The 21167-nt window shown below is 60.5% G+C and carries 20 protein-coding genes; 3 read left to right on the top strand and 17 right to left on the bottom strand.

Going from position 1 to position 21167, the window contains the following annotated elements:
- Nucleotides 1-48: 48 nt before the first annotated feature.
- From guaA to ABEH28_RS12145, 3 genes are all read right to left on the bottom strand, one after another.
- Nucleotides 49-1626: a glutamine-hydrolyzing GMP synthase gene (gene guaA / locus ABEH28_RS12155; RefSeq protein ID WP_122535040.1), complete on the bottom strand. Its 1578-nt coding sequence runs from the start codon at nucleotides 1624-1626 to the stop codon at nucleotides 49-51.
- Nucleotides 1627-1724: 98 nt separating this feature from the next.
- Nucleotides 1725-3194, bottom strand: a complete 1470-nt coding sequence (gene guaB, locus ABEH28_RS12150; RefSeq protein ID WP_172610855.1) for an IMP dehydrogenase — start codon at nucleotides 3192-3194, stop codon at nucleotides 1725-1727.
- Between the two features lie 126 nt (nucleotides 3195-3320).
- Entirely contained in the window at nucleotides 3321-3869 is a 549-nt protein-coding gene (locus tag ABEH28_RS12145; RefSeq protein WP_346630040.1) for a sugar ABC transporter ATPase, read from the bottom strand.
- Nucleotides 3870-4005: 136 nt separating this feature from the next.
- On the opposite strand from ABEH28_RS12145, the gene xseA reads away from it, so the two are divergent.
- Together xseA and ABEH28_RS12135 are read left to right on the top strand one after the other, a co-directional pair.
- Nucleotides 4006-5385, top strand: a complete 1380-nt coding sequence (gene xseA, locus ABEH28_RS12140; RefSeq protein ID WP_122623414.1) for an exodeoxyribonuclease VII large subunit — start codon at nucleotides 4006-4008, stop codon at nucleotides 5383-5385.
- Between the two features lie 48 nt (nucleotides 5386-5433).
- Nucleotides 5434-6231, top strand: coding sequence for a peptidoglycan DD-metalloendopeptidase family protein (locus ABEH28_RS12135; RefSeq protein ID WP_346630229.1), 798 nt, complete (start codon nucleotides 5434-5436; stop codon nucleotides 6229-6231).
- An 83-nt stretch (nucleotides 6232-6314) separates the two neighbouring features.
- On the opposite strand, the gene ABEH28_RS12130 is transcribed toward ABEH28_RS12135, so the two are convergent.
- Complete coding sequence (locus ABEH28_RS12130) at nucleotides 6315-6635, bottom strand: peptide ABC transporter substrate-binding protein (RefSeq protein ID WP_192170750.1); 321 nt, start codon at nucleotides 6633-6635, stop codon at nucleotides 6315-6317.
- 382 nt (nucleotides 6636-7017) lie between these two features.
- On the opposite strand from ABEH28_RS12130, the gene leuA reads away from it, so the two are divergent.
- Complete coding sequence (leuA, locus tag ABEH28_RS12125) at nucleotides 7018-8700, top strand: 2-isopropylmalate synthase (RefSeq protein WP_192170749.1); 1683 nt, start codon at nucleotides 7018-7020, stop codon at nucleotides 8698-8700.
- An 81-nt stretch (nucleotides 8701-8781) separates the two neighbouring features.
- On the opposite strand, the gene ABEH28_RS12120 is transcribed toward leuA, so the two are convergent.
- The 13 genes from ABEH28_RS12120 to ndk all read right to left on the bottom strand — a co-directional run bounded on the left by ABEH28_RS12120 (nucleotide 8782) and on the right by ndk (nucleotide 21152).
- On the bottom strand, nucleotides 8782-9189 hold the full coding sequence (locus tag ABEH28_RS12120; protein ID WP_346630039.1) for a hypothetical protein: 408 nt from the start codon (nucleotides 9187-9189) through the stop codon (nucleotides 8782-8784).
- A gap of 126 nt (nucleotides 9190-9315) precedes the next feature.
- The gene (locus tag ABEH28_RS12115; RefSeq protein WP_346630038.1) at nucleotides 9316-9756 is read right to left on the bottom strand and encodes a hypothetical protein; all 441 of its coding nucleotides are present in this window, start codon (nucleotides 9754-9756) and stop codon (nucleotides 9316-9318) included.
- 58 nt (nucleotides 9757-9814) lie between these two features.
- On the bottom strand, nucleotides 9815-10606 hold the full coding sequence (locus ABEH28_RS12110; protein WP_346630037.1) for an amidohydrolase: 792 nt from the start codon (nucleotides 10604-10606) through the stop codon (nucleotides 9815-9817).
- Nucleotides 10594-11742, bottom strand: a complete 1149-nt coding sequence (locus ABEH28_RS12105; RefSeq protein ID WP_346630036.1) for a pyridoxal phosphate-dependent aminotransferase — start codon at nucleotides 11740-11742, stop codon at nucleotides 10594-10596. The genes ABEH28_RS12110 and ABEH28_RS12105 overlap by 13 nt, the downstream gene beginning before the upstream one ends.
- Before the next feature lie 119 nt (nucleotides 11743-11861).
- A complete protein-coding gene (der, locus tag ABEH28_RS12100) occupies nucleotides 11862-13334 on the bottom strand; it encodes a ribosome biogenesis GTPase Der (RefSeq protein ID WP_065990003.1) in 1473 nt (490 codons plus the stop codon).
- A 149-nt stretch (nucleotides 13335-13483) separates the two neighbouring features.
- On the bottom strand, nucleotides 13484-14635 hold the full coding sequence (gene bamB / locus ABEH28_RS12095; protein ID WP_065990004.1) for an outer membrane protein assembly factor BamB: 1152 nt from the start codon (nucleotides 14633-14635) through the stop codon (nucleotides 13484-13486).
- Nucleotides 14628-15269: a tetratricopeptide repeat protein gene (locus ABEH28_RS12090; protein ID WP_192170744.1), complete on the bottom strand. Its 642-nt coding sequence runs from the start codon at nucleotides 15267-15269 to the stop codon at nucleotides 14628-14630. Before ABEH28_RS12090 ends, bamB begins: the two co-directional genes overlap by 8 nt.
- A gap of 38 nt (nucleotides 15270-15307) precedes the next feature.
- Nucleotides 15308-16597, bottom strand: a complete 1290-nt coding sequence (gene hisS / locus ABEH28_RS12085) for a histidine--tRNA ligase (protein WP_192170743.1) — start codon at nucleotides 16595-16597, stop codon at nucleotides 15308-15310.
- Between the two features lie 21 nt (nucleotides 16598-16618).
- Nucleotides 16619-17728 (bottom strand): flavodoxin-dependent (E)-4-hydroxy-3-methylbut-2-enyl-diphosphate synthase, encoded by a 1110-nt coding sequence (gene ispG / locus ABEH28_RS12080; protein WP_065990008.1) that lies wholly within the window; start codon nucleotides 17726-17728, stop codon nucleotides 16619-16621.
- 3 nt (nucleotides 17729-17731) lie between these two features.
- A complete protein-coding gene (locus tag ABEH28_RS12075; RefSeq protein ID WP_192170742.1) occupies nucleotides 17732-18766 on the bottom strand; it encodes a RodZ family helix-turn-helix domain-containing protein in 1035 nt (344 codons plus the stop codon).
- Nucleotides 18766-19524 (bottom strand): type IV pilus biogenesis/stability protein PilW, encoded by a 759-nt coding sequence (pilW, locus tag ABEH28_RS12070; protein ID WP_192170741.1) that lies wholly within the window; start codon nucleotides 19522-19524, stop codon nucleotides 18766-18768. The genes ABEH28_RS12075 and pilW overlap by 1 nt, the downstream gene beginning before the upstream one ends.
- Before the next feature lie 26 nt (nucleotides 19525-19550).
- Nucleotides 19551-20699 carry a 23S rRNA (adenine(2503)-C(2))-methyltransferase RlmN gene (gene rlmN / locus ABEH28_RS12065; protein WP_192170740.1) on the bottom strand — a complete coding sequence of 383 codons (1149 nt, stop codon included), beginning with the start codon at nucleotides 20697-20699 and terminating at the stop codon, nucleotides 19551-19553.
- A gap of 27 nt (nucleotides 20700-20726) precedes the next feature.
- On the bottom strand, nucleotides 20727-21152 hold the full coding sequence (gene ndk / locus ABEH28_RS12060) for a nucleoside-diphosphate kinase (protein ID WP_007916882.1): 426 nt from the start codon (nucleotides 21150-21152) through the stop codon (nucleotides 20727-20729).
- Nucleotides 21153-21167: the final 15 nt, after the last annotated feature.

Here is a 21167-nt window from a genome sequence, read left to right as displayed (position 1 = left end):
CCCGGCCTTTAGGCTACGACGTTATAACGAGTTCAGATCAGAATTTGATCATTCCCACTCAATCGTCGCAGGCGGTTTGCTCGACACGTCATACGTCACGCGCGAAATGCCTTCGATCTCATTGATGATCCGGCCGCTCACCGTTTCCAGCAGCTCGTAAGGCAGGTGTGCCCACCGTGCGGTCATGAAGTCGATGGTTTCGACGGCACGCAGGGCGACGACCCAGGCGTAACGACGGCCGTCGCCGACGACGCCAACCGATTTCACCGGCTGGAACACCACGAAGGCCTGGCTGACTTTGTGGTACCAGTCGGCTTTGCGCAGTTCTTCGATGAAGATGTGGTCGGCGCGACGCAGCAGGTCGGCGTATTCCTTCTTCACTTCACCGAGGATGCGCACGCCCAGGCCCGGGCCCGGGAATGGGTGGCGGTAGACCATGTCGTACGGCAGGCCGAGTTCGAGACCCAAACGACGGACTTCGTCCTTGAACAGTTCGCGCAGTGGCTCAACCAGTTTCAGGTTCATCTCTTCCGGCAGGCCGCCCACGTTGTGGTGCGACTTGATGACGTGGGCCTTGCCGCTTTTGGCGCCAGCGGATTCGATGACGTCAGGGTAGATGGTGCCCTGGGCCAGATACTTGATGTTGTCGAGCTTGGTCGACTCGGCGTCGAAGACGTCGATGAAGGTGCGCCCGATAATCTTGCGCTTCTTCTCCGGATCGCTTTCGCCGGCCAGGTTGTTGAGGAACTGGTCTTCGGCGTTGGCGCGGATCACCTTGACGCCCATGTTCTCGGCGAACATGGCCATGACTTGCTCGCCTTCGTGCAGGCGCAGCAGGCCGTTGTCGACGAAGACGCAGGTCAATTGGTCGCCGATGGCTTTGTGCAGCAGCGCTGCGACCACCGAGGAGTCAACACCGCCAGACAGGCCGAGCAGTACGTTGTCGGTGCCGACTTGGGCGCGAACCTGGGCGATGGCGTCTTCAGCGATCTTCGACGGGGTCCACAGTGCTTCGCAGCCGCAGATGTCGAGGATGAAGCGCGACAGGATGCGACCGCCCTGCTTGGTGTGGGTCACTTCCGGGTGGAACTGCACGCCGTAGTAGCCGCGGGTGTCGTCGGCCATGCCAGCGATAGGGCAGCTCGGGGTGCTGGCCAGAACGTGGAAGCCTTCCGGGATTTCAGTGACTTTGTCGCCGTGGCTCATCCACACGTCGAGACCGAAAACGCCGTCGGCGTCGACGTGGTCTTCGATGCCATCCAGCACGCGGCTCTTGCCGACGATGTCGACGCGGGCGTAACCGAATTCACGCAATTCGGAACCGGCGACGCGGCCACCGAGCTGCTCGGCCATGGTCTGCATGCCGTAACAGATCCCGAAGATCGGCACGTTCAGGTCGAACACGGCCTGGGGCGCGCGCGGGCTGTCGGCAACGTGCACGGACTCGGGGCCACCGGCGAGGATGATGCCTTTCGGGGCGAATTCGCGGATCGCTTCGTCCGACATGTCGAACGGGTGCAGCTCGCAGTACACGCCGATTTCGCGAACGCGACGGGCGATCAGCTGGGTGTACTGGGAACCGAAGTCCAGGATCAGGATGCGGTGGGCGTGAATGTCGAGGGCCATAGTCATTCTCGTCGAAAATCAGAAACAAGACGGGGCTGTCATGAACAGCCCCGGTAAACAATTCGTGAAGCGCGCCTGAGTCATCAGGCGCGTTCCGATCAACCTACGCGGTAGTTCGGCGCTTCCTTGGTGATCTGCACGTCGTGAACGTGAGACTCGGCCATGCCGGCACCGGTGATGCGCACGAACTCAGGCTTGGTGCGCATTTCGTGGATGTCGGCGCTGCCGGTGTAACCCATCGACGAGCGCAGGCCGCCCATCAACTGGTGAACGATGGCAGTCAGCGAACCCTTGTACGCAACGCGGCCTTCGATACCTTCCGGTACGAGTTTTTCCGCGCCATCGGATGAGTCCTGGAAGTAGCGGTCCGACGAGCCCTGGGCCTGGGACATTGCGCCCAGCGAACCCATGCCGCGATACGCCTTGTACGAACGACCCTGGAACAGCTCGATCTCGCCCGGTGCTTCTTCGGTACCGGCAAACATCGAACCCATCATCACGCAGTACGCACCGGCAACGATGGCCTTGGACAGGTCACCCGAGAAACGGATGCCGCCGTCGGCGATCAGCGGAACGTCTGTCCCTTCCAGTGCCGAAGCCACGTTGGCAATGGCGCTGATCTGCGGGACGCCCACGCCAGCGACGATACGGGTGGTGCAGATGGAACCAGGACCGATGCCGACCTTGACGCCGTCAGCGCCGGCTTCGACCAGTGCGCGTGCAGCGGCGCCGGTGGCGATGTTGCCGCCGATGACTTGCACGTCAGGGAAGTTCTGTTTGACCCAGCGAACGCGGTCGATCACGCCTTTGGAGTGGCCATGTGCGGTATCGACAACGATGACGTCCACGCCCGCAGCAACCAGTGCGCTGACGCGTTCGCCGGTGTCTTTACCGGTACCGACTGCAGCGCCGACACGCAGACGACCCTGGTCGTCCTTGCTCGCCAGAGGCCAGGCTTTGGATTTCTCGATGTCCTTGACGGTCATCATGCCCTTGAGCGCGAACTTGTCGTCGACGATCAGGACTTTTTCCAGGCGGTGCTTGTGCAGCAGATCGCGCACTTCGTACTTGTCGGCGCCCTCACGGACGGTGACCAGACGCTCTTTCGGCGTCATCACTTCGCGGACAGGGATATCCAGGCGGGTTTCAAAGCGGACGTCGCGGGAGGTCACGATGCCGACGAGCTCGCCGTCATGCAGGACCGGAACGCCGGAGATGTTGTGTTGACGGGTCAGTTCGAACAGGTCGCGAACGGTGGCGTCAGCCTCGATGGTAATCGGATCCTTGACCACACCCGCTTCGAACTTCTTGACCTTGCGCACTTCGGCAGCTTGCTGCTCGACGGTCATGTTCTTGTGGATGATGCCGATGCCACCTTCCTGAGCCATGGCGATTGCCAGACGGGCTTCAGTGACGGTGTCCATAGCGGCGGAAACGAGGGGGATGTTGAGTTCGATGCCACGGGTCAATCGTGTTTTCAGACTGACTTCGTTGGGAAGCACCTCGGAATAACCGGGCACAAGGAGAATGTCGTCGAATGTAAGGGCTTCTTGGCTGATACGCAGCATCGCTGGGCTCCCGAGCGGGAAAATGGAAGCGCGCCATTGTACCCAGACACCTGCAGTATCTCAATGTAAAGATCAGGCTATTTACTAATGAACCGGATTAATGCGCCCAATCACGGTGGCGAAGATCTACATCCTGACTTTGACATAGGACACCGGACGGTCCATGCGCTCGGCAAACGCCTCGATAAAGCTGCTTTTAAAGCCGGCGTCCAGCCAGTTATTGAATATGAATCCCAGATTCGAGAACCCGCACGGCTCCAGAAACAGGAATCCGTTGATGTCATCTTCATGACGGCATTCGGGGCACATGAAGTTGTCGGTGTGGCCCGGCATCCAGTCTTCCAGACTGTCGAACAGGGCTTCGCCGATCTCGCGCCGGCATTCAGGGCAACCGGCCTCCTCCTTGAAGCCCTGCTGCGGCGTATAGATGCAGCGCTTGAGGACGATTTCCAGACCGTTGACCGGCTGACCGAACGGCAAGGCGTCAGGGTTTTCAACGAAGCGTCGCGCGCCGGGCGCAATCGCGTAAGCCATGCGATTGAAGCTGCGGCCGCAGGTGGTCAGTGATTCTTCGACGACGTTCAGCTTCACCAGCCAGCGCAGGATCGCCCGCGCCTTCGCTTCGTGCGCAGGGAAGCTGGAGATTTGCGGGACGATGATGCTTTGGGTGTCCATGAAGGGCCTGTCTGACGAGTAATCGGGGGGCGGCAGCTTAATCGTGCTGTCGGTGACGTCAAGTAGGGCCGTCGGGTCGCACGCCGTCGGCGATCTCATCTGGTGACCCGTGCCCCAATGCCTTTATGATGCCGCCATGATCAAAGACCCCTTCGCAAGACTCGGCCTTGACCGGGACGTCCTCACTGTCAGCCAGCTCAACGGCCGCGCACGCGTGCTGCTGGAGGATGTGTTCTCCAGCATCTGGGTCGAGGGCGAGATTTCCAACCTCTCGCGTCCCGCCTCAGGGCACGTTTACTTCACGCTGAAGGACTCCGGCGCCCAGGTGCGTTGCGCGTTGTTTCGCAGCAACGCGGCGCGGGTACGTCAGGCGTTGAAGGACGGCCTGGCGGTCAAGGTGCGCGGCAAGGTCTCGCTGTTTGAAGGTCGCGGCGACTATCAGCTGATTCTCGACACGGTGGAGCCTGCTGGCGATGGCGCGCTGCGTCTGGCCTTCGATGCGTTGAAGGAAAAGCTCAGCGCCGAAGGCATGTTCAGCGCCGAGCGCAAGGTCGCCCTGCCGCTGCACCCCAAGCGGATCGGCATCATCAGTTCCCCGACCGGGGCGGTGATTCGCGACATCATTAGCGTGTTTCGTCGTCGCGCGCCCCAGGTCGAACTCACCCTGATTCCCACCGCCGTGCAGGGCCGCGAAGCCATTGGCCAGATCGTGCGCGCGTTGAAGCTCGCCGACGGCCGCGGCTTCGATGCGTTGATCCTCGCCCGGGGCGGCGGCTCGCTGGAGGACCTGTGGTGCTTCAACGAAGAAGCCGTTGCCCGCGCCATTGATGCGTGCGTGACGCCGATCGTCAGCGCAGTCGGGCATGAGACGGATGTGTCGATCAGTGACTTCGTCGCCGACGTGCGCGCGCCGACGCCCTCCGCCGCCGCTGAATTGCTGGCGCCGGATTCAAGCGATCTGCACCGTCGGGTCGACAGCCTGGAGCGCCGACTGATCAGCCGCATGCAGGACCGGTTGATGCGCGAGCAATTGCGTCTGGACGGGATTTCCCGCCGCTTGCGTCACCCCGGTGAACGGTTACGCCAGCGCGCCCAGCGCCTCGACGATCTGGACATGCGCATGCGCCGGGCCTTCGAGCAGCAGATGCACAAGCGCCAGGTGCGCATGAGCCATCTGGAAAGCCGCCTGGCGGCGCAACATCCGGGACGCACGCTGATGTTTCTGCGTCAGCGCCTGGCGGTACTGGCCGAGCGGCTGCCCCGTGCGATCAAGGAGAACCTCAAGAGCCGTCGCTTGCAGCTGCAAAGTCAGGTGCAGACGCTCAATGTGGTCAGCCCGCTGGCGACCCTTGGCCGTGGTTACAGTATTTTACTGGATGAACGCGGCAGGGCCATTCGCGCTGCCGAGCAGACTCATCAGGGTCAGCGACTGACGGCAAAGCTGGCGGACGGCGAACTGCAGGTGCGCGTCGAAGACAACCATCTGACGCCTGTCACCCTTTCACTTCTGGATTGATCAATGCCTTCTTTTCTAACCCGTTCGTTGGCAACTGCTGCATTGGTCATGTGTGCTGCCCTGCCCGCCTACGCTGACAGCTACATTTCCCGCCTGGTCAACAAGCCCATGCCCGGCGGCGTGGCGGTGGTCGATCTCGGCCCTGCCCCGCAAGCGCCCAAAGCCACGTGGCAGGGCAAACCCGTGCTGGTGGTCAAGGATCAGGACGCGCGCTGGCTGGCCATCGTCGGCATTCCGCTGAGCGTCAAACCAGGCACTGCGCAGCAGGTCAGCAGCGGCGGCCGCAACCTGCCTTTCGTGGTGGGCAACAAGAAGTACCCGGAGCAGCGCATCACCCTGAAGAACCAGCGTCAGGTCAATCCGAACCCGGACGACCTTAAGCGCATCGAGCAGGAACTCGACGTGCAGGTCCGCGCTTACCGTACGTTCAGTCCCGTGACGCCAAGCAACCTGTTGCTGGACAAACCGGTGGACGGGCCGCTCTCCAGCAAATTCGGCGTGCGGCGCTTCTTCAACGGCGAGGAGCGCAATCCTCACGCCGGACTGGATTTCGCGGTTCCGGCCGGTACGCCTATCAAGTCGCCGGCCGCGGGCAAGGTGATTCTGATCGGCAACTACTTCTTTAACGGCAACACGGTGTTCGTCGATCACGGGCAGGGCTTCATCAGCATGTTCTGCCATATGTCGAAGATCGACGTGAAGGTTGGCGATGCCATTCCGCGCGGTGGTGTGGTCGGGCGCGTCGGTTCGACCGGTCGCGCAACGGGGCCGCACATGCACTGGAACGTCAGCCTGAATGACGCGCGGGTAGATCCGGCGATTTTCATCAATGCGTTTCAGCCGTAACACCTTTTGACGGGACTCTTAGCGGCGTGCCATCAGGTACGCAAACCGAACCGCATGCGAACAGGGATGAAGTCAGCTCTGCTTCACCCCTCGCGCCACAGTTTTAGCCGATCCTGGACTTCATCGCTGAACTGCCGCAGCTCCTCATCAGTAATCAGATCCTCCGCGACCAGCGCATAGAGGTGAAAACTGAAATTACTTCTTGAAAAGTTGGTGGAATCGAACACTTTGGCCACAAGTTTATCGCCCTTGTTAGCCACATCCCTGACACCTTGGACGCGGTCTCGAGCATCTTTGTCCGTTAGCGCTGTTTTTTTCAGAATGTCCTGCCAGATACGCTCGTAAAGGCGCTCCACGGCTAGAGGTCTTAGTCGGCTGAGAATTTTCCAGTCTGCTTCTTTCATGGGATGGCCCTCTACACGGGTTGTTGTGGTGATCGAGTGTGGGAGTGCAATTGGGAGCTACGCGTTGCGTGGAGTCAACGGCATGAGCAACGGACCAGCGACAAACTGGAGAAAATCGCGATTAAAACCCGGCTAATGCAGTTACGCGAGATTATTCATCAATTTTCCGCAACCGCTTGCCAGCTTTCACCCCATTGGTTACGTTTGGCGACATGAAAACCTCTCACACCCTCATTCTGATGCGTCAACATCGCTGCCTCTGCCTCGTCAGTGCACGACTGCAAAGCTGAACGCGGTGCCTCGACGCTCACCCGCAGTGCTACTCTCGCATCAACCGGCTGGCCGCCTTCTTTCGGCCCTGAGTACAACAAGGATTATTCACATGACCATGCTCAAAGATCCCTCGACCAAGTACCGCGCCTTTCCTGTCATCGACCTGCCTGACCGCACCTGGCCTTCCAAGACCATCACTGCGGCGCCGATCTGGTGCAGTTCCGACTTGCGTGACGGTAACCAGTCGCTGATCGAGCCCATGGATGCGGTCAAAAAGCTGCGTTTCTGGAAGACCCTCGTTCAAGTCGGCGTGAAGGAAATCGAAGCCTCCTTCCCTTCCGCCTCGCAAACCGATTTCGACTTCGTGCGCACGCTCATCGAAGACGGCCATATCCCGGACGACACCACCATTCAGGTGCTGACTCAGGCCCGCGAAGACCTGATCGCGCGGACGTTCGAGTCCCTGCGCGGTGCGAAAAAAGCCATCGTCCATCTTTACAACGCCACCTGTCCGTCCTTCCGCCGCATCGTCTTCAACCAGGACAAAGCGGGCGTGAAAGCCATCGCCGTGAATGCTGCTCAGCTGTTCGTCAAATACGCCGCCCTGCAGCCAGAAACCCAGTGGCAGTTCGAGTACTCGCCTGAGACGTTCAGCGCCACCGAGCTGGAGTTCGCCAAGGAAGTCTGCGACGCCGTCATCGAAGTGTGGAACGCGACGCCGCAGAACAAGGTGATCCTCAATCTGCCAGCCACCGTCGAAGTCGCCACCCCGAACATTTACGCCGACCAGATCGAATGGTTCTGCCGCAACATTTCCCGTCGTGACAGCGTAATCATCAGCCTGCACACCCACAACGACCGTGGCACCGGTGTCGCGGCGACCGAGCTGGGCCTGATGGCCGGTGCGGATCGGGTTGAAGGCTGCCTGTTCGGCAACGGCGAGCGCACCGGTAACGTCGACCTCGTGACCGTCGCGCTGAACATGTACACCCAGGGCCTGAATCCGCAACTGGACTTCTCGGACATCGACGGCGTGCGCAAGGTGGTCGAGGAGTGCAACCAGATTCCGGTGCACCCGCGTCACCCGTACGTCGGCGACCTGGTACACACCGCGTTTTCCGGCTCTCACCAGGACGCTATCCGCAAGGGCTTCACTCAGCAGAAGGAAGGCACGCTGTGGGAAGTGCCGTACCTGCCAATCGATCCAGCCGACATCGGCCGCAGCTACGAGGCGGTCATCCGCGTCAACAGCCAGTCCGGCAAAGGCGGGATTACTTACCTGCTGGAACAGGAATATGGCATCTCCCTGCCGCGTCGCATGCAGATCGAGTTCAGCCAGGTGGTTCAGGGCGAGACCGATCGTCTTGGCCTGGAGATGACCGCGCAGCAGATCTACTCGCTGTTCAAGCGTGAATACCTGCAGGCCAACAAGCCGTATGCACTGGTCAGCCATCGCTTGCAGGAAGAGAACGGCAACAGCGCTGTCGAAGTAGTCGTGACCGGCATGGGCGACAGCGAGAGCAATCTGCGCTGGAAAGGCACCGGCAATGGCGCACTGGAAGCGTTGGTGGCCGGCCTCCCGGTGTCGGCCGAGATCATGGACTACAACGAACACGCCATCGGCGCGGGCACCACGGCCAAAGCCGCTGCCTATATCGAGCTGCGGGTGGATGGCGATCGCGCGGTACACGGCGTCGGCATCGACGAGAACATCACCACGGCCAGCTTCAAGGCACTGTTCAGCGCCCTCAATCGTGGCCTGCTCCAGGCTGATGCGACGAAAGCGGCTTAACGCTTCGGGATAGAAAGCTGCGCCCGATAAAAAAGGCCCTGAAGTGCAAACTTCCGGGCCTTTTGTTTGAGCGCTGGATAATCAGGCCGTGGTGTCGACTTTGACTTTCATCAAGTTCAACAGGGACGCCTGCAGTGCGCCCAACTGAGCCATGGTCCCGGAAATCTGCTGCTGAATCGCCATGACCTGCGTGGCCTTCAACTCATCGGGCGTCTTGCTGGCCTGGACAGCGGCTAACTGAGCTTGCTGCTGCTGGAGCATTTTCTGGGCTTGCTCAATCTGCTCCTGCAACTGTTTGATCATCTCCTCCTTCATGCTCGGCGCTTCGGCTGACTCACTGGCGCCTGCCGCCTTGGAGTCGCCATACACATTGCCACGCAGCTCGACGCTGGCGGTCTTGGCATCGCTCTTGTTGGAGTCGTCGGTTTTGACGGCGGCCGTGAACACGCTGGAGTAAGCACCCAACGAACTGGTGTTGATGGTGGTCATGATGAACTCCTTATGAGGTGCACTTTGTATCGGCCAGCGTACAAACATCTGAAGTCCAATTTATTGCAGACGCAAAAACGCCCCACGACCGGGGTCATGGAGCGGTTTTGTCTCTGAATCAGTGAATCAGGCGGTGGTGTTGATGCTGCCGGACTTCTGCAGTTGCAAGAGTGCCGCCTGTTCCGTCGACAGGCTGGCGGTCGTCGACGAGATCTGTCCCTGAATGGCCATCACCCGCGCCGACTTCTCCTCGTCGGTGCCAGAGCTGGCCTGGGCGGCAGCGAGTTGCTGTTGCTGTTCCTGCAAGCGCTTCTGGGTCTCCTTGATCTGCTCTTCCAGCTTCGCAATGGCCTGCTCGCTGGTGCTGGAAGAATCAGACGCCCCACCCGCACCGCCAGCACCGCCAGCGCCACCTGCCGCAGTGGCTGTGGTCGATGCAGACGCCGACGTGGCATCTGTGGTGGTGGAGGCGTCGCTGTCAGCCGCCGTTGTTGTGGCGTCTTTTTTGACCGCAACGGTGAAATTGGTGGAATACGAATTCAATGAGGATGTGCTGATGGTGGTCATACCGATCTCCTGTCTGGGTACAACCGCTATCGACCACCCGTCCGTTAACTCTATGACGTTACTGTATCTCGAATGTATCAGCGTCGAGACAGGCCGGGAATTTCTCACGGTACGCCGCCAGACTCTGCGCTGACAGGCTGACCTGGAACACGCCATCCGCCTCGCCGATGTTGAGCAGGCTCTCGCCCTGGAAATCCAGCACCTGACTGTCGCCGGTGTAGGCAAAGCCCTTGCCATCGATTCCCACGCGATTCACCGCAGCGACGTAACACAAGTTCTCGATCGCACGCGCCGGCAGCAGACGGTTCCAATGCAGACGGCGCGCGCCCGGCCAGTTGGCGGTATAGAGCAACAGATCTGTGTTGTGGGCATCACGGCTCCACACCGGAAAACGCAGGTCGTAGCAGATCAGCGGACGAATTCGCCATCCGTTGAGTTCGAACTGCACCTGACGCTCGCCCGGGCTGTAGTGCTCGTGCTCGCCGGCCATTCTGAACAGATGGCGCTTGTCGTAATGCAGCAGCTCGCCGTCCGGCCGCGCCCACAGCAGGCGGTTGCGATGGCTGCCGTCCGCGGCGCGAATGATCACGCTGCCGGTCACCACCGCATTCAGTTGCCTGGCCTGGGCCAGTATCCACTGAGCGGTCGGGCCGTCTTCGGGCTCGGCCAGCGTCTCGGATTCCATGGAAAACCCGGTGGTGAACATCTCCGGCAGGATCACCAGATGTGCGCCCCCGGCCTGGGCCAGCAGTTCTTCAAAATGCGCATGGTTCGCCGGGGCGTCGTGCCAGACCAGCGTGGTCTGAACCAGCGCGATATTCAAGTTGGGCAGCGTGGTCAGATCGCGCATAGTTTTTCCGCTGCCAGACGCAGCGTCTCCTCGCGCTTGGGAAAGCACAGCCGGATCAGGCGCTGGCCTTCGGGCGGATTCTGATAGAAAACCGAAATGGGAATGCTCGCCACGCCGTGCTCGCGGGTCATCCACAGCGACATGTCGACGTCGTTGAGGTCCGGACGGATCTGCGAATAATCAACGAGCTGAAAGTACGTGCCGCTGGCGCGCGTGAAGGTAAAGCGCGAAGCTTCCAGGCGATCGCAGAAATAGTCGCGTTTGGCCTGATAAAACGCCGGCAGTTCGTCGACGTGCTCGGGGTGCGCTGCCATGAAATCGGCCAACGCCCACTGCAACGGCGTGACGCCACAGAATGCGACGAACTGATGGATCTTGCGTGCTTCGGCGGTCAGTGCAGGCGGCGCAACGAGGTAGCCGGTTTTCCAGCCGGTGACGTGGTAGGTCTTGCCGAACGAACTGACCACAAACGCGCGCTGATAGAGTTCGTCATGGGCCAGTACGCTGGCGTGTTGCAGGCCATCGAACACCAGATGCTCGTAGACCTCGTCGCTAAGCACATAAATATCCCGGTCACGGATCAATGCCGCCAGACGATCCAGTTCGTCGCGGGTGATCAGCGCGCCGCTGGGGTTGTGCGGTGTGTTGATGACGATCATCCGGGTGCGAGGGCTCAACGCTGCGCTGAGCTTTTCCCAGTCGATGGCGAAGTCGCCGTCTTTGAGCTGCACATGCACGGTGCGCCCGCCGGCCAGTTCCACCGACGGCGCATAGCTGTCGTAGCACGGGTCGAAGACGATCACTTCATCGCCGGCGCTCACAACGGTCTGGATCGCGCAGAAGATGGCATGGGTGGCGCCGGGCATGATGGTGATTTCGCTGTCGATGCCGACCTGACGGCCGTAGCAGCGAGCGATCTTGGCCGCTACTTGCTCGCGCAACGCAGGCAGGCCGGCCATCGGCGCGTATTGGTTGTTGCCGTCCATGACGCGGCGGCAGAGGGCTTCACGCAGTGCGTCAGGCCCATCGAAATCGGGAAAACCCTGAGACAGATTGATCGCCCCGGTTTCGGCGGCAAGCTGAGACATCACAGTAAAAATGGTGGTGCCAACGTTCGGCAGTTTGCTGGTGATCATGGGGGTTTTCCTGCTCCACTCCCGACACCTGAAGGGCTCGGGGACTCGCAGGATAGCCCAGATGTCGCGCACAAAAAAAGGCGCCGCTGGCGCCTTTTCCGAGAAAGACCGTTACACGATCAGCGCTTGTCGCGGCGCTTCTTGTCGGCTTTCTTGTGGTGCGACATCATCCGACGCTTCTTGTTGACCTGTCGGTCGGTCAGCGTGTTCTTGTTGCCTTCGTACGGGTTCTCGCCGCCCTTGAACTCGATGCGGATCGGCGTACCGACCAGCTTGAGCACACGGCGATAGGTGTTCTCAAGGTACCGGACGTACGACTTCGGCACTTTCTCGACCTGGTTACCGTGGATCACGATCAACGGCGGGTTCGCGCCACCCAGGTGGGCATAACGCAGCTTGATGCGGCGGCTGCCGACCATCGGCGGTGCGTGCTCGCTGACCGCGTCTTCCAGAATCTGGGTCAGGCGGCTTGTTGGCCAACGGGTCACAGCGGATTTGAACGAGTTCTGCACCGACTGATACAGGTTACCCACGCCCGTGCCATGCAGCGCCGAGATGAAGTGGATGTCGGCGAAGTCGACGAAGAACAACCGACGCTCCAGCTCGACCTTCACGTAGTCGCGCTCGCTCGGCACCATTCCATCCCACTTGTTCAGTGCGATGACCAAGGCCCGACCGGATTCAAGGGCAAAGCCCAGCAGGTTGAGGTCGTGGTCGACAACGCCTTCGCGGGCGTCCATCACGAAGATCACCACGTTGGCGTCTTTGATCGCCTGCAGGGTTTTGACCACGGAGAACTTTTCGACTTCTTCGTGGATCTTGCCGCGCTTGCGCACACCGGCGGTGTCGATCAGCGTGTACTTTTCCTCGTTGCGTTCGAACGGGATGTAAATGCTGTCGCGGGTGGTGCCGGGCTCGTCGTAGACGATAACGCGGTCTTCACCGAGCATGCGATTGACCAGCGTCGATTTGCCGACGTTCGGACGACCGATGATGGCGATCTTGATGCCATCCTTCTCGCTCGGGCCGGGAATGCGCTTGGCTTCCTGACCCTCAGCGACGACTTCCTCTTCTTCGCCTTCTTCGACTTCGTCAGCGTCTTTCGGGAAGTCGCGCAGGGCGATTTCGAGCATCTGAGTGATGCCGCGACCGTGAGCGCCGGCAACCGGAATCGCGTCACCCATACCCAGCGGTGCGAACTCGGCGCGGGCCATGTCAGGGTCGATGTTGTCGACCTTGTTGGCAACGACGTAAGAGGTCTTGTTGCGCTTGCGCAGGTGCTCGCCAATCATCTGGTCGGCGGCAGTAAAGCCTGCTTTGGCGTCAACGAGGAACAACACGACATCGGCTTCTTCGATGGCCAGCAGCGACTGCTCGGCCATCTTTTCGTCCATGCCGTGTTCATCACCGGAGATACCGCCGGTGTCGATCAGGATGTAGGAGCGCCCTTGCCACTTGGCCTCACCGTATTGGCGATCACGGGTCAGACCGGACAAGTCGCCGACGATGGCGTCGCGAGTCCTGGTCAGGCGGTTGAACAAGGTGGACTTGCCGACGTTCGGTCGACCCACCAGGGCGATTACGGGAACCATGCGGCTCTCCACTTCGTTATTTCAGAAAATACAAAAGCCGCTGCAAGGCAGCGGCCGGAGTTCGGAGCGACACCGAAGCGTCGCACGCCCCATCAAACCGGGGCCGCCTGGGGAAGCCGAAAAACGACCTCCTCAAGCATAGGCAGCCACTACTTGATCGTCAGGGCTTCCAGCTTGCCGCTGTTGCCAAAGACGTAAATGGTGCTGCCGGAGACCAGCGGGCGTGCACGCAAGCCATCGCTGTCAATCTTTTCACGGGCGACGAAATGGCCATCGACCTGGCTCAGCAGGTGCAGATAACCTTCCATGTCACCGACCGCGACGTAGCTGGAGAACACTTCCGGCGCGCCGAGTTGGCGACGGGCCAGCGAGTCGTTGCTCCACAGACCGGTGGAAGAGCGCTCATCAATGCCTTCCACAGTGCCGTTGGCCAGCGAGACGTAAACGCTGCCGAAGCCTTGCGCCACACCCGAATAGCTAGAGGCGTCACGCTGCCACAGCACGCGGCCGCTCTGCAGTTCCAGACCGGCTACACGTCCCTGGTAGGTTGCGACATACAGCGTGTTGCCCGAAAGCAGCAGGCCACCGTCGATGTCGACCACGCGATCCAGCTCGGAGCGACCTGTCGGAACGGCAACGCGCTGCTCCCAGGCCGGGACGCCGTTGTTGATGTCCAGCGCCACAACCTTGCCGGTAGACAAGCCTGCGATGGCCAGCGACGAGGTCGCGATCGGCGCACCGGTGCCACGCAGCGTCAGAACAGCCGGGCTGCTTTCGTAGATCCAGCGCTGATCGCCAGTGATGGCGTCATAGCCGATAACCCGGTCGTCCTGAGTCTGGGCAACCACGACACTGCCGTTGGTGGCCGGCGCGGACAGCACTTCGCTGGTCGCCTTGGCTTTCCACTTCTGCTCGCCGGTGGCCTCATCGAGAACGATGACTTCGCCACGCAACGTGCCGAGCATGACCAGACCGAAACCTACGCCGACGGCGCCGGAGACCGGTTGCTCAAGCTCTTTTTTCCAGACCACGTCGCCGTTGCTGCGATTGATCGCCATGACCAGCCCGTTCGCATCGGCAGCGTAGATGTTCTCGCCGTCGATGGCCGGAACCAGCATGTTGTAGATGTCGCCCTGACCGTCACCGACGGAACGGCTCCACAACTTCTGCAGGGTCACTTCCTGTTTGAAGTCGACGAGCTCTGCCGGAGGCAGCTCTTTTTTGCTGTTGCTGCTGCAACCCGCGGCCAGAATGGCCAGAGCCAGCAATGCTGCATGTTTCCAACGAATCACGTCACGCATCCCCTTTCGCCAGATCGTCGAGCTTCATTTGCAGACCGCCAACAGCCGCTTCTTCGGAAAGCGCCGCCTTGGCCTTCTTGTATGCAGCGTAGGCATCATCGGTGCGACCCAGCTGAACCAGCAGGTCACCGCGCAGCTCTTCTCGGCTGGCCGCGAACGACGTGTCGGCCTGACCGTCGAGCAGCTTCAGCGCGTCTTCGGCCTTGTTCTGTGCAGCGAGCACACGAGCCAGACGCTGACGGGCGATTTCACCCAGGGTCGCGTTGGCCGGCTTGTCGGTCACGGATTTGAGCTCGTTCGCAGCGTCATCCAGCTTGCCGGTGTCCACAGCCACTTTGGCCACGAACAGGCTGCCGTACTGCGCATACGCGGTGCCGCCGAAATCGCTTTTCAGCTTGCCGGCGATCTCGGCTACACGGCCTGCGTCAGCCTGGCCGCTTGGCGTCAGTGCGGTTTCCAGCAATTGCTGATACAGCGCCGAAGCACCTTGCGCCTGGTTGTTCTGATAGCGCTGCCAGCCTTGCCAGCCCAACACCACGATCACCGCCAGCAGGCCGCCGGTCACCAGAGGCTTGCCGTTACGCTGCCACCAGTCCTTTACGGCAACCAGCTCATCATCATCGGTACTCGACACCCCAATACTCCTATTCGCTAAATCGGCTTTTATCTGCTTCAACCCTGCGAGATGCAGGTGGCCAGGTGCTCGGACAGAGCATCCCAGGCAATATTTTGTTGTTCGCCCTGACCGCGCAGCGGCTTGACGCCCACTTCCTTGCGCGCCAGCTCTTCGTCACCAAGGATCAGCGCGTACAACGCGCCGCTCTTGTCGGCCTTCTTGAACTGGCTCTTGAAGCTACCAGCCCCGGCATTGACTTGCAGACGCAGGTTCGGCGCCAGATCGCGCAAGCGCTCGGACAGCGTCAGCGCTGCCAGCTCGGCGGCCTCGCCGAACGCGCAGACGTAAACGTCGACCGTACGGGCGATCTCTTCGGGAATCTGCTCAAGGGTTTCCAGCAGCAGCACCAGACGTTCGATGCCCATCGCAAAGCCCACGCCCGACGTCGGTTTGCCGCCCATCTGCTCAACCAGTCCGTCGTAACGGCCGCCCGCGCAGACAGTGCCCTGAGCGCCGAGCTGGTCAGTGACCCACTCGAATACGGTTTTACTGTAGTAATCCAGGCCGCGAACCAGCTTCGGGTTGATCACGTACGGAATGCCCGCCGCGTCGAGACGCGCCTTCAGGCCTTCGAAGTGAACCCGGGATTCGTCGTCAAGATAATCTGCCAGTTTGGGTGCATCGACCAGCACAGCCTGGGTTTCAGGGTGTTTGGTATCGAGCACGCGCAGCGGGTTGGTTTTCAGACGGCGTTGGCTGTCTTCGTCCAGTTGCTCGTGACGCGCCGAGAGATACTCGACCAGCGCTTCACGATAACGGCCGCGGGCTTCACTGGTGCCCAGGCTGTTGAGTTCCAGTTTGACGGCATTGCGGATGCCCAGCAGGCCCCACAGGCGCCAGGTCAGGACGATCAGCTCGGCGTCGATGTCCGGACCATCGAGGTTGAACACCTCGACACCGATCTGGTGAAACTGACGATAACGGCCTTTCTGCGGACGCTCGTGGCGAAACATCGGGCCGATGTACCAAAGCTTCTGCACCTGACCGCCGCCGGTGATGCCGTGTTCGAGGACCGCACGCACGCAGGCCGCCGTGCCTTCAGGGCGCAGGGTCAGCGAATCGCCATTGCGGTCGGCGAAGGTGTACATCTCTTTTTCGACGATGTCGGTGACTTCGCCGATGGAGCGTTTGAACAGGTCGGTGAACTCGACGATCGGCATGCGGATCTGGCGATAACCGTAGTTATCCAGTAAACGCGATACGGTGCCTTCGAAGTAGCGCCACAGCGGCGTTTGATCCGGCAGGATGTCGTTCATGCCACGAATGGCTTGCAGAGACTTACTCACAAATATTCCTTGGAAACTGGGTTAGCCGCGCGCGATCAGCGCTGCGTCGGCCTCGACCTTTTCGGCCGCTCTCTGGCGGATCAAGCGTTCAAGCTGTTCCACCAGATTGTCATTTGTCAGCTTTTGCGCCGGCTTGCCATCGATGTAGATCAGGTTCGGCGTGCCTCCGGTCAGACCGACGTGGGCTTCTTTCGCCTCGCCGGGACCGTTCACCACGCAACCGATCACCGCAACATCCAGCGGGACCAGCAAATCTTCAAGGCGCCCTTCCAGCTCGTTCATGGTCTTGACCACATCGAAGTTCTGCCGTGAGCAGCTCGGGCAGGCGATGAAGTTGATGCCACGGGAACGCAGACGCAGCGACTTGAGGATGTCGTAACCGACCTTCACTTCTTCAACCGGATCGGCAGCCAGAGAAATCCGAATGGTATCGCCGATCCCTTCGGCCAGCAGCATACCTAGGCCGACGGCCGATTTCACTGTGCCTGAGCGCAAACCGCCCGCTTCAGTGATACCCAGGTGCAACGGCTGGATGATTTGTTTGGCAAGGAGGCGATAAGCCTCGACCGCCATAAACACATCGGAGGCCTTGACGCTGACCTTGAAGTCCTGGAAATCCAGACGGTCCAGATGCTCGACATGACGCAGCGCGGACTCGACCAAAGCCGCCGGCGTTGGCTCGCCGTACTTCTTCTGCAGGTCTTTTTCCAGCGAACCGGCGTTGACGCCGATGCGGATCGGAATGCCGCGATCACGGGCCGCTTCAACCACCGCACGGACGCGGTCTTCGCGGCCGATGTTGCCCGGATTGATGCGCAGGCAATCGACGCCCAGCTCGGCAACGCGCAGGGCGATTCGATAATCGAAGTGGATGTCCGCGACCAGCGGGACCTTGACCAACTGCTTGATGCGGCCAAACGCCTCGGCCGCGTCCATGTCCGGCACCGAGACGCGGACGATGTCCACGCCGGCGGCTTCCAGACGGTTGATCTGCGCCACCGTGGCCGCGACGTCATTGGTGTCGCTGTTGGTCATGCTCTGCACTGCAATCGGGGCATCGCCACCGACCGGCACCGAGCCGACCCAGATTTTACGAGATTCGCGACGTTTGATCGGAGATTCGCCGTGCATGACTTATTGCCCTAGCTTCAGGCGAGCAGTTTCGCCACTGGTGAAAGGTGCCACATCAACCGGCTGACCGTTGTAGCTCACTTGCGCGCCGCGAGCGAAGCCCAGGCGCAGGGTCAGCGGCGGCTTGCCATTGACGTCGAGGCTGTCGCCTTTTTTCTTGAGACCGCTCATCAGCACTTTGCCATTGCCGTCGGTGACCTGGGTCCAGCAATCATTCACAAACTGAACCTGCACGCGGCCGGCACCTGCCGGTACTGTCGCGGCGTCAGCGGTTGCGCTCGGGGCGCTGTTGACGGGCGCGGTTGTCGCAGGCGTTGGCGCTACGGTCGTGACCGGCGCGGTTGGCGTCGACGCGGTATGCGCAGGCGTTACCGGAGCGGTGGTTGATGTGCTGTGGGGAACAACAGCGCCTGCAACGGTGCCCGTGCTGCTGGACGCGGTGCTGGATGAAGCAGGCGCTTCAGGCGCGGACGCAGGCTCGGCGTTATTCAACGGCAGCGCGGTCTGACCTTGAGCCACAGCTTGATCTTCCGGCTCGTCGAGCGGATGGATCTGGGTGGTGCCGTCGGCGCTTTCGACTTCGACGTGCTCCATGCCCAGATTGGTCGGCTCCTTGCCGCGCAGGGTGGCTTGATCCTGCCACCACACGAAGCCGCCGCCGATCAACGCGATGAGCAGCAAGAGGCTGACGATGCGCAGGATATTGTGGGACAGGCGCACCGGCTCTTCGATTCGGCCCAGCGCATGAACGCTGCTGCCCTTGCCGTCGGTGCCGGTGTACTGATCGAACGCACTGACCAATGCAGCTTGATCAAGGTCCAGCAGCTTGGCGTAGGCACGGACATAGCCGCGGGCAAAGGTATGACCGGGGAGCTTGTCGAAATCGCCTGCTTCCAGATGAGTCAGGGAAGTCACGGTGAGGTTGAGCCTCAACGCCACATCTGGCAGCGACCAGTTCTTGCTCTCGCGGGCCTGTCGCAATGTTTCGCCTGGGTTCGTGCGAGTGGCTGCTACAACTTCGGGATGCGCCGCTTTCATCATTGCTCCGACAGGTATTGCTGATATTCCGGCGTACCGGGATAGAGTCTTTTTAGAAGCAAGCCGTAACTGGCTGCCTTGTTGCGATCATCAAACACCTTCGCCAGCCGCGTGCCGAGCAAGAGGCTTCGCGCATTCTGCTCGCTCAACTGGCTGAAACGCTCGTAGTAATCGCGCGCCGGCACATAATGCCTGTCTTCGTACGACAACTCAGCCATTTCCAGCAACGCGCGTGGCTGCTGACGATCCAGACGCAGCGCTTTGTCGAAATGCTCACGGGCGGCGTCGCGATTGCCGAGCATCACAGCCGTCATGCCGAGGTTTTCGAACACCCGGGCGCGCTCGGCGTAGAGGTTATCTTCAGCGGCCTGCTCGAAGCGCTCGTAAGCTTCCTTGTAACGCTTTTGCTGGTAGAGAAAACTGCCGTAATTGTTGAGGATTCGCGCGTCTTTGGAACGTGCCGACAACGCTTTTTCGTAATACTGGTTCGCCAGTTCCGGTTCCATCTCGGCCTGAAACACCAGAGCCAGCGCGGCATTGGCGTCCGCATCGGAGCCGTTTAGCTCGAGCGCTTTTTTCAGAGGCGCCTTGGCTCGTTCCATCTGGCCTTGCTGAAGATAGCCCAACCCCAACTGCACATAAGCTTGACGAGCCTCGTCACGTCCCTTGCTGGTACTCAGCGGATCGACGTTGCCGGTGGACACACAACCGACCAGCAGCGTGGCAAAACAGAGCAGCAGCGCAACGCGCAGGGACATAGAGATCCTCTCAGTCAAATTCGCATTCAATTGCGAGCGGAAGCGACCTGCACCACGTCGGCATCGGCACTGAGCTCCCGCACGGCGATATAGCGCTCGCTGCGACGGGTGCGGTCCATGACCTGCCCGACCAACTGGCCGCAGGCAGCATCGATGTCTTCACCGCGCGTGGTACGCACAGTGACGTTGAAGCCGGCTTGATGCAGCAGATCCTGGAAACGACGGATCGCGTTGTTGCTGGGGCGCTCATAGCCCGAATGCGGAAACGGATTGAACGGGATCAGGTTGACCTTGCAGGGCGTGTCCTTGAGCAGCTCGATCATCTCGATGGCGTGCTCAGGCTTGTCGTTGATGTCCTTGAGCAGCGTGTACTCGATGGTCAGCACACGCTTTTCGCCCAACGCAGACATGTAGTTGCGGCAGGACTCGAGGAGCATTTTCAGGGGGTACTTTTTATTGATCGGCACCAGCTGGTTGCGCAGCGCGTCATTGGGCGCGTGCAGCGAAAGGGCCAGCGAGACGTCGATGTGCTTGGACAGCTCATCGATCATCGGCACCACGCCGGAGGTGGACAGGGTCACCCGGCGCTTGGAAATGCCGTACCCCAGGTCATCCATCATCAGATGCATGGCGGCAACGACATTGTCGAAGTTCAGCAATGGCTCGCCCATCCCCATCATCACCACGTTGGTGATGGCACGGTCGACGGTAGCCGGGACACTGCCGAAAGATTTGTTGGCAATCCACACCTGACCGATGACTTCGGCGGCGGTGAGGTTGCTGTTGAAGCCTTGTTTGCCGGTGGAGCAGAAACTGCAATCCAGCGCACAACCCGCCTGGGACGAGACACACAGGGTGCCGCGCTTGCCTTGCGGAATGTAAACGGTCTCGACGCAGCTGCCGGACTCGACACGGACGACCCATTTGCGGGTGCCGTCGGTGGAGATGTCCTCGCTGACGACTTCAGGACCCCGAATTTCGGCGCGGCTCTGCAGCTTTTCGCGCAGGGCCTTGCCGACGTTCGTCATGGCGTCGAAGTTATCGACGCCAAAGTGGTGAATCCACTTCATGACCTGACCGGCGCGGAAGCGTTTCTCCCCGATAGACTCGAAGAATTTTTCCATTTCCAGCCGGGTCAGACCCAACAGGTTGATTTTGCCAGTTGATTCAGTCATGGATTCACCCTCACTCGCAGCAATAGCTTAGCGAGTGGTTACCTCGGTAGCAGCGAAGAAGTACGAGATTTCACGAGCAGCAGCGGCTTCGGAGTCGGAGCCGTGAACAGCGTTGGCGTCGATGGAATCAGCGAAGTCAGCACGGATGGTGCCGGCAGCGGCTTCTTTAGGGTTGGTAGCGCCCATCAGTTCGCGGTTCAGAGCGATAGCGTTTTCGCCTTCCAGAACCTGCACGACAACCGGGCCGGAGATCATGAATGCAACCAGATCGCCGAAGAAACCACGAGCGCTGTGCTCAGCGTAGAAACCTTCTGCTTCGGCTTTGGACAGTTGCTTCAGTTTCGAAGCGACAACGCGCAGACCGGCTTTTTCGAAACGAGTGGTGATCTCGCCGATGACGTTTTTGGCAACAGCATCAGGCTTGATGATCGAGAAAGTACGTTGAACAGCCATGGTGTAACTCCAGAA

The organism is Pseudomonas sp. Ps21-P2 (assembly GCF_039672565.1).
GTDB lineage: Bacteria > Pseudomonadota > Gammaproteobacteria > Pseudomonadales > Pseudomonadaceae > Aquipseudomonas.
Note: the sequence above shows the minus strand (reverse complement) of the source record. Positions and strands in the feature narration are given on the sequence as shown.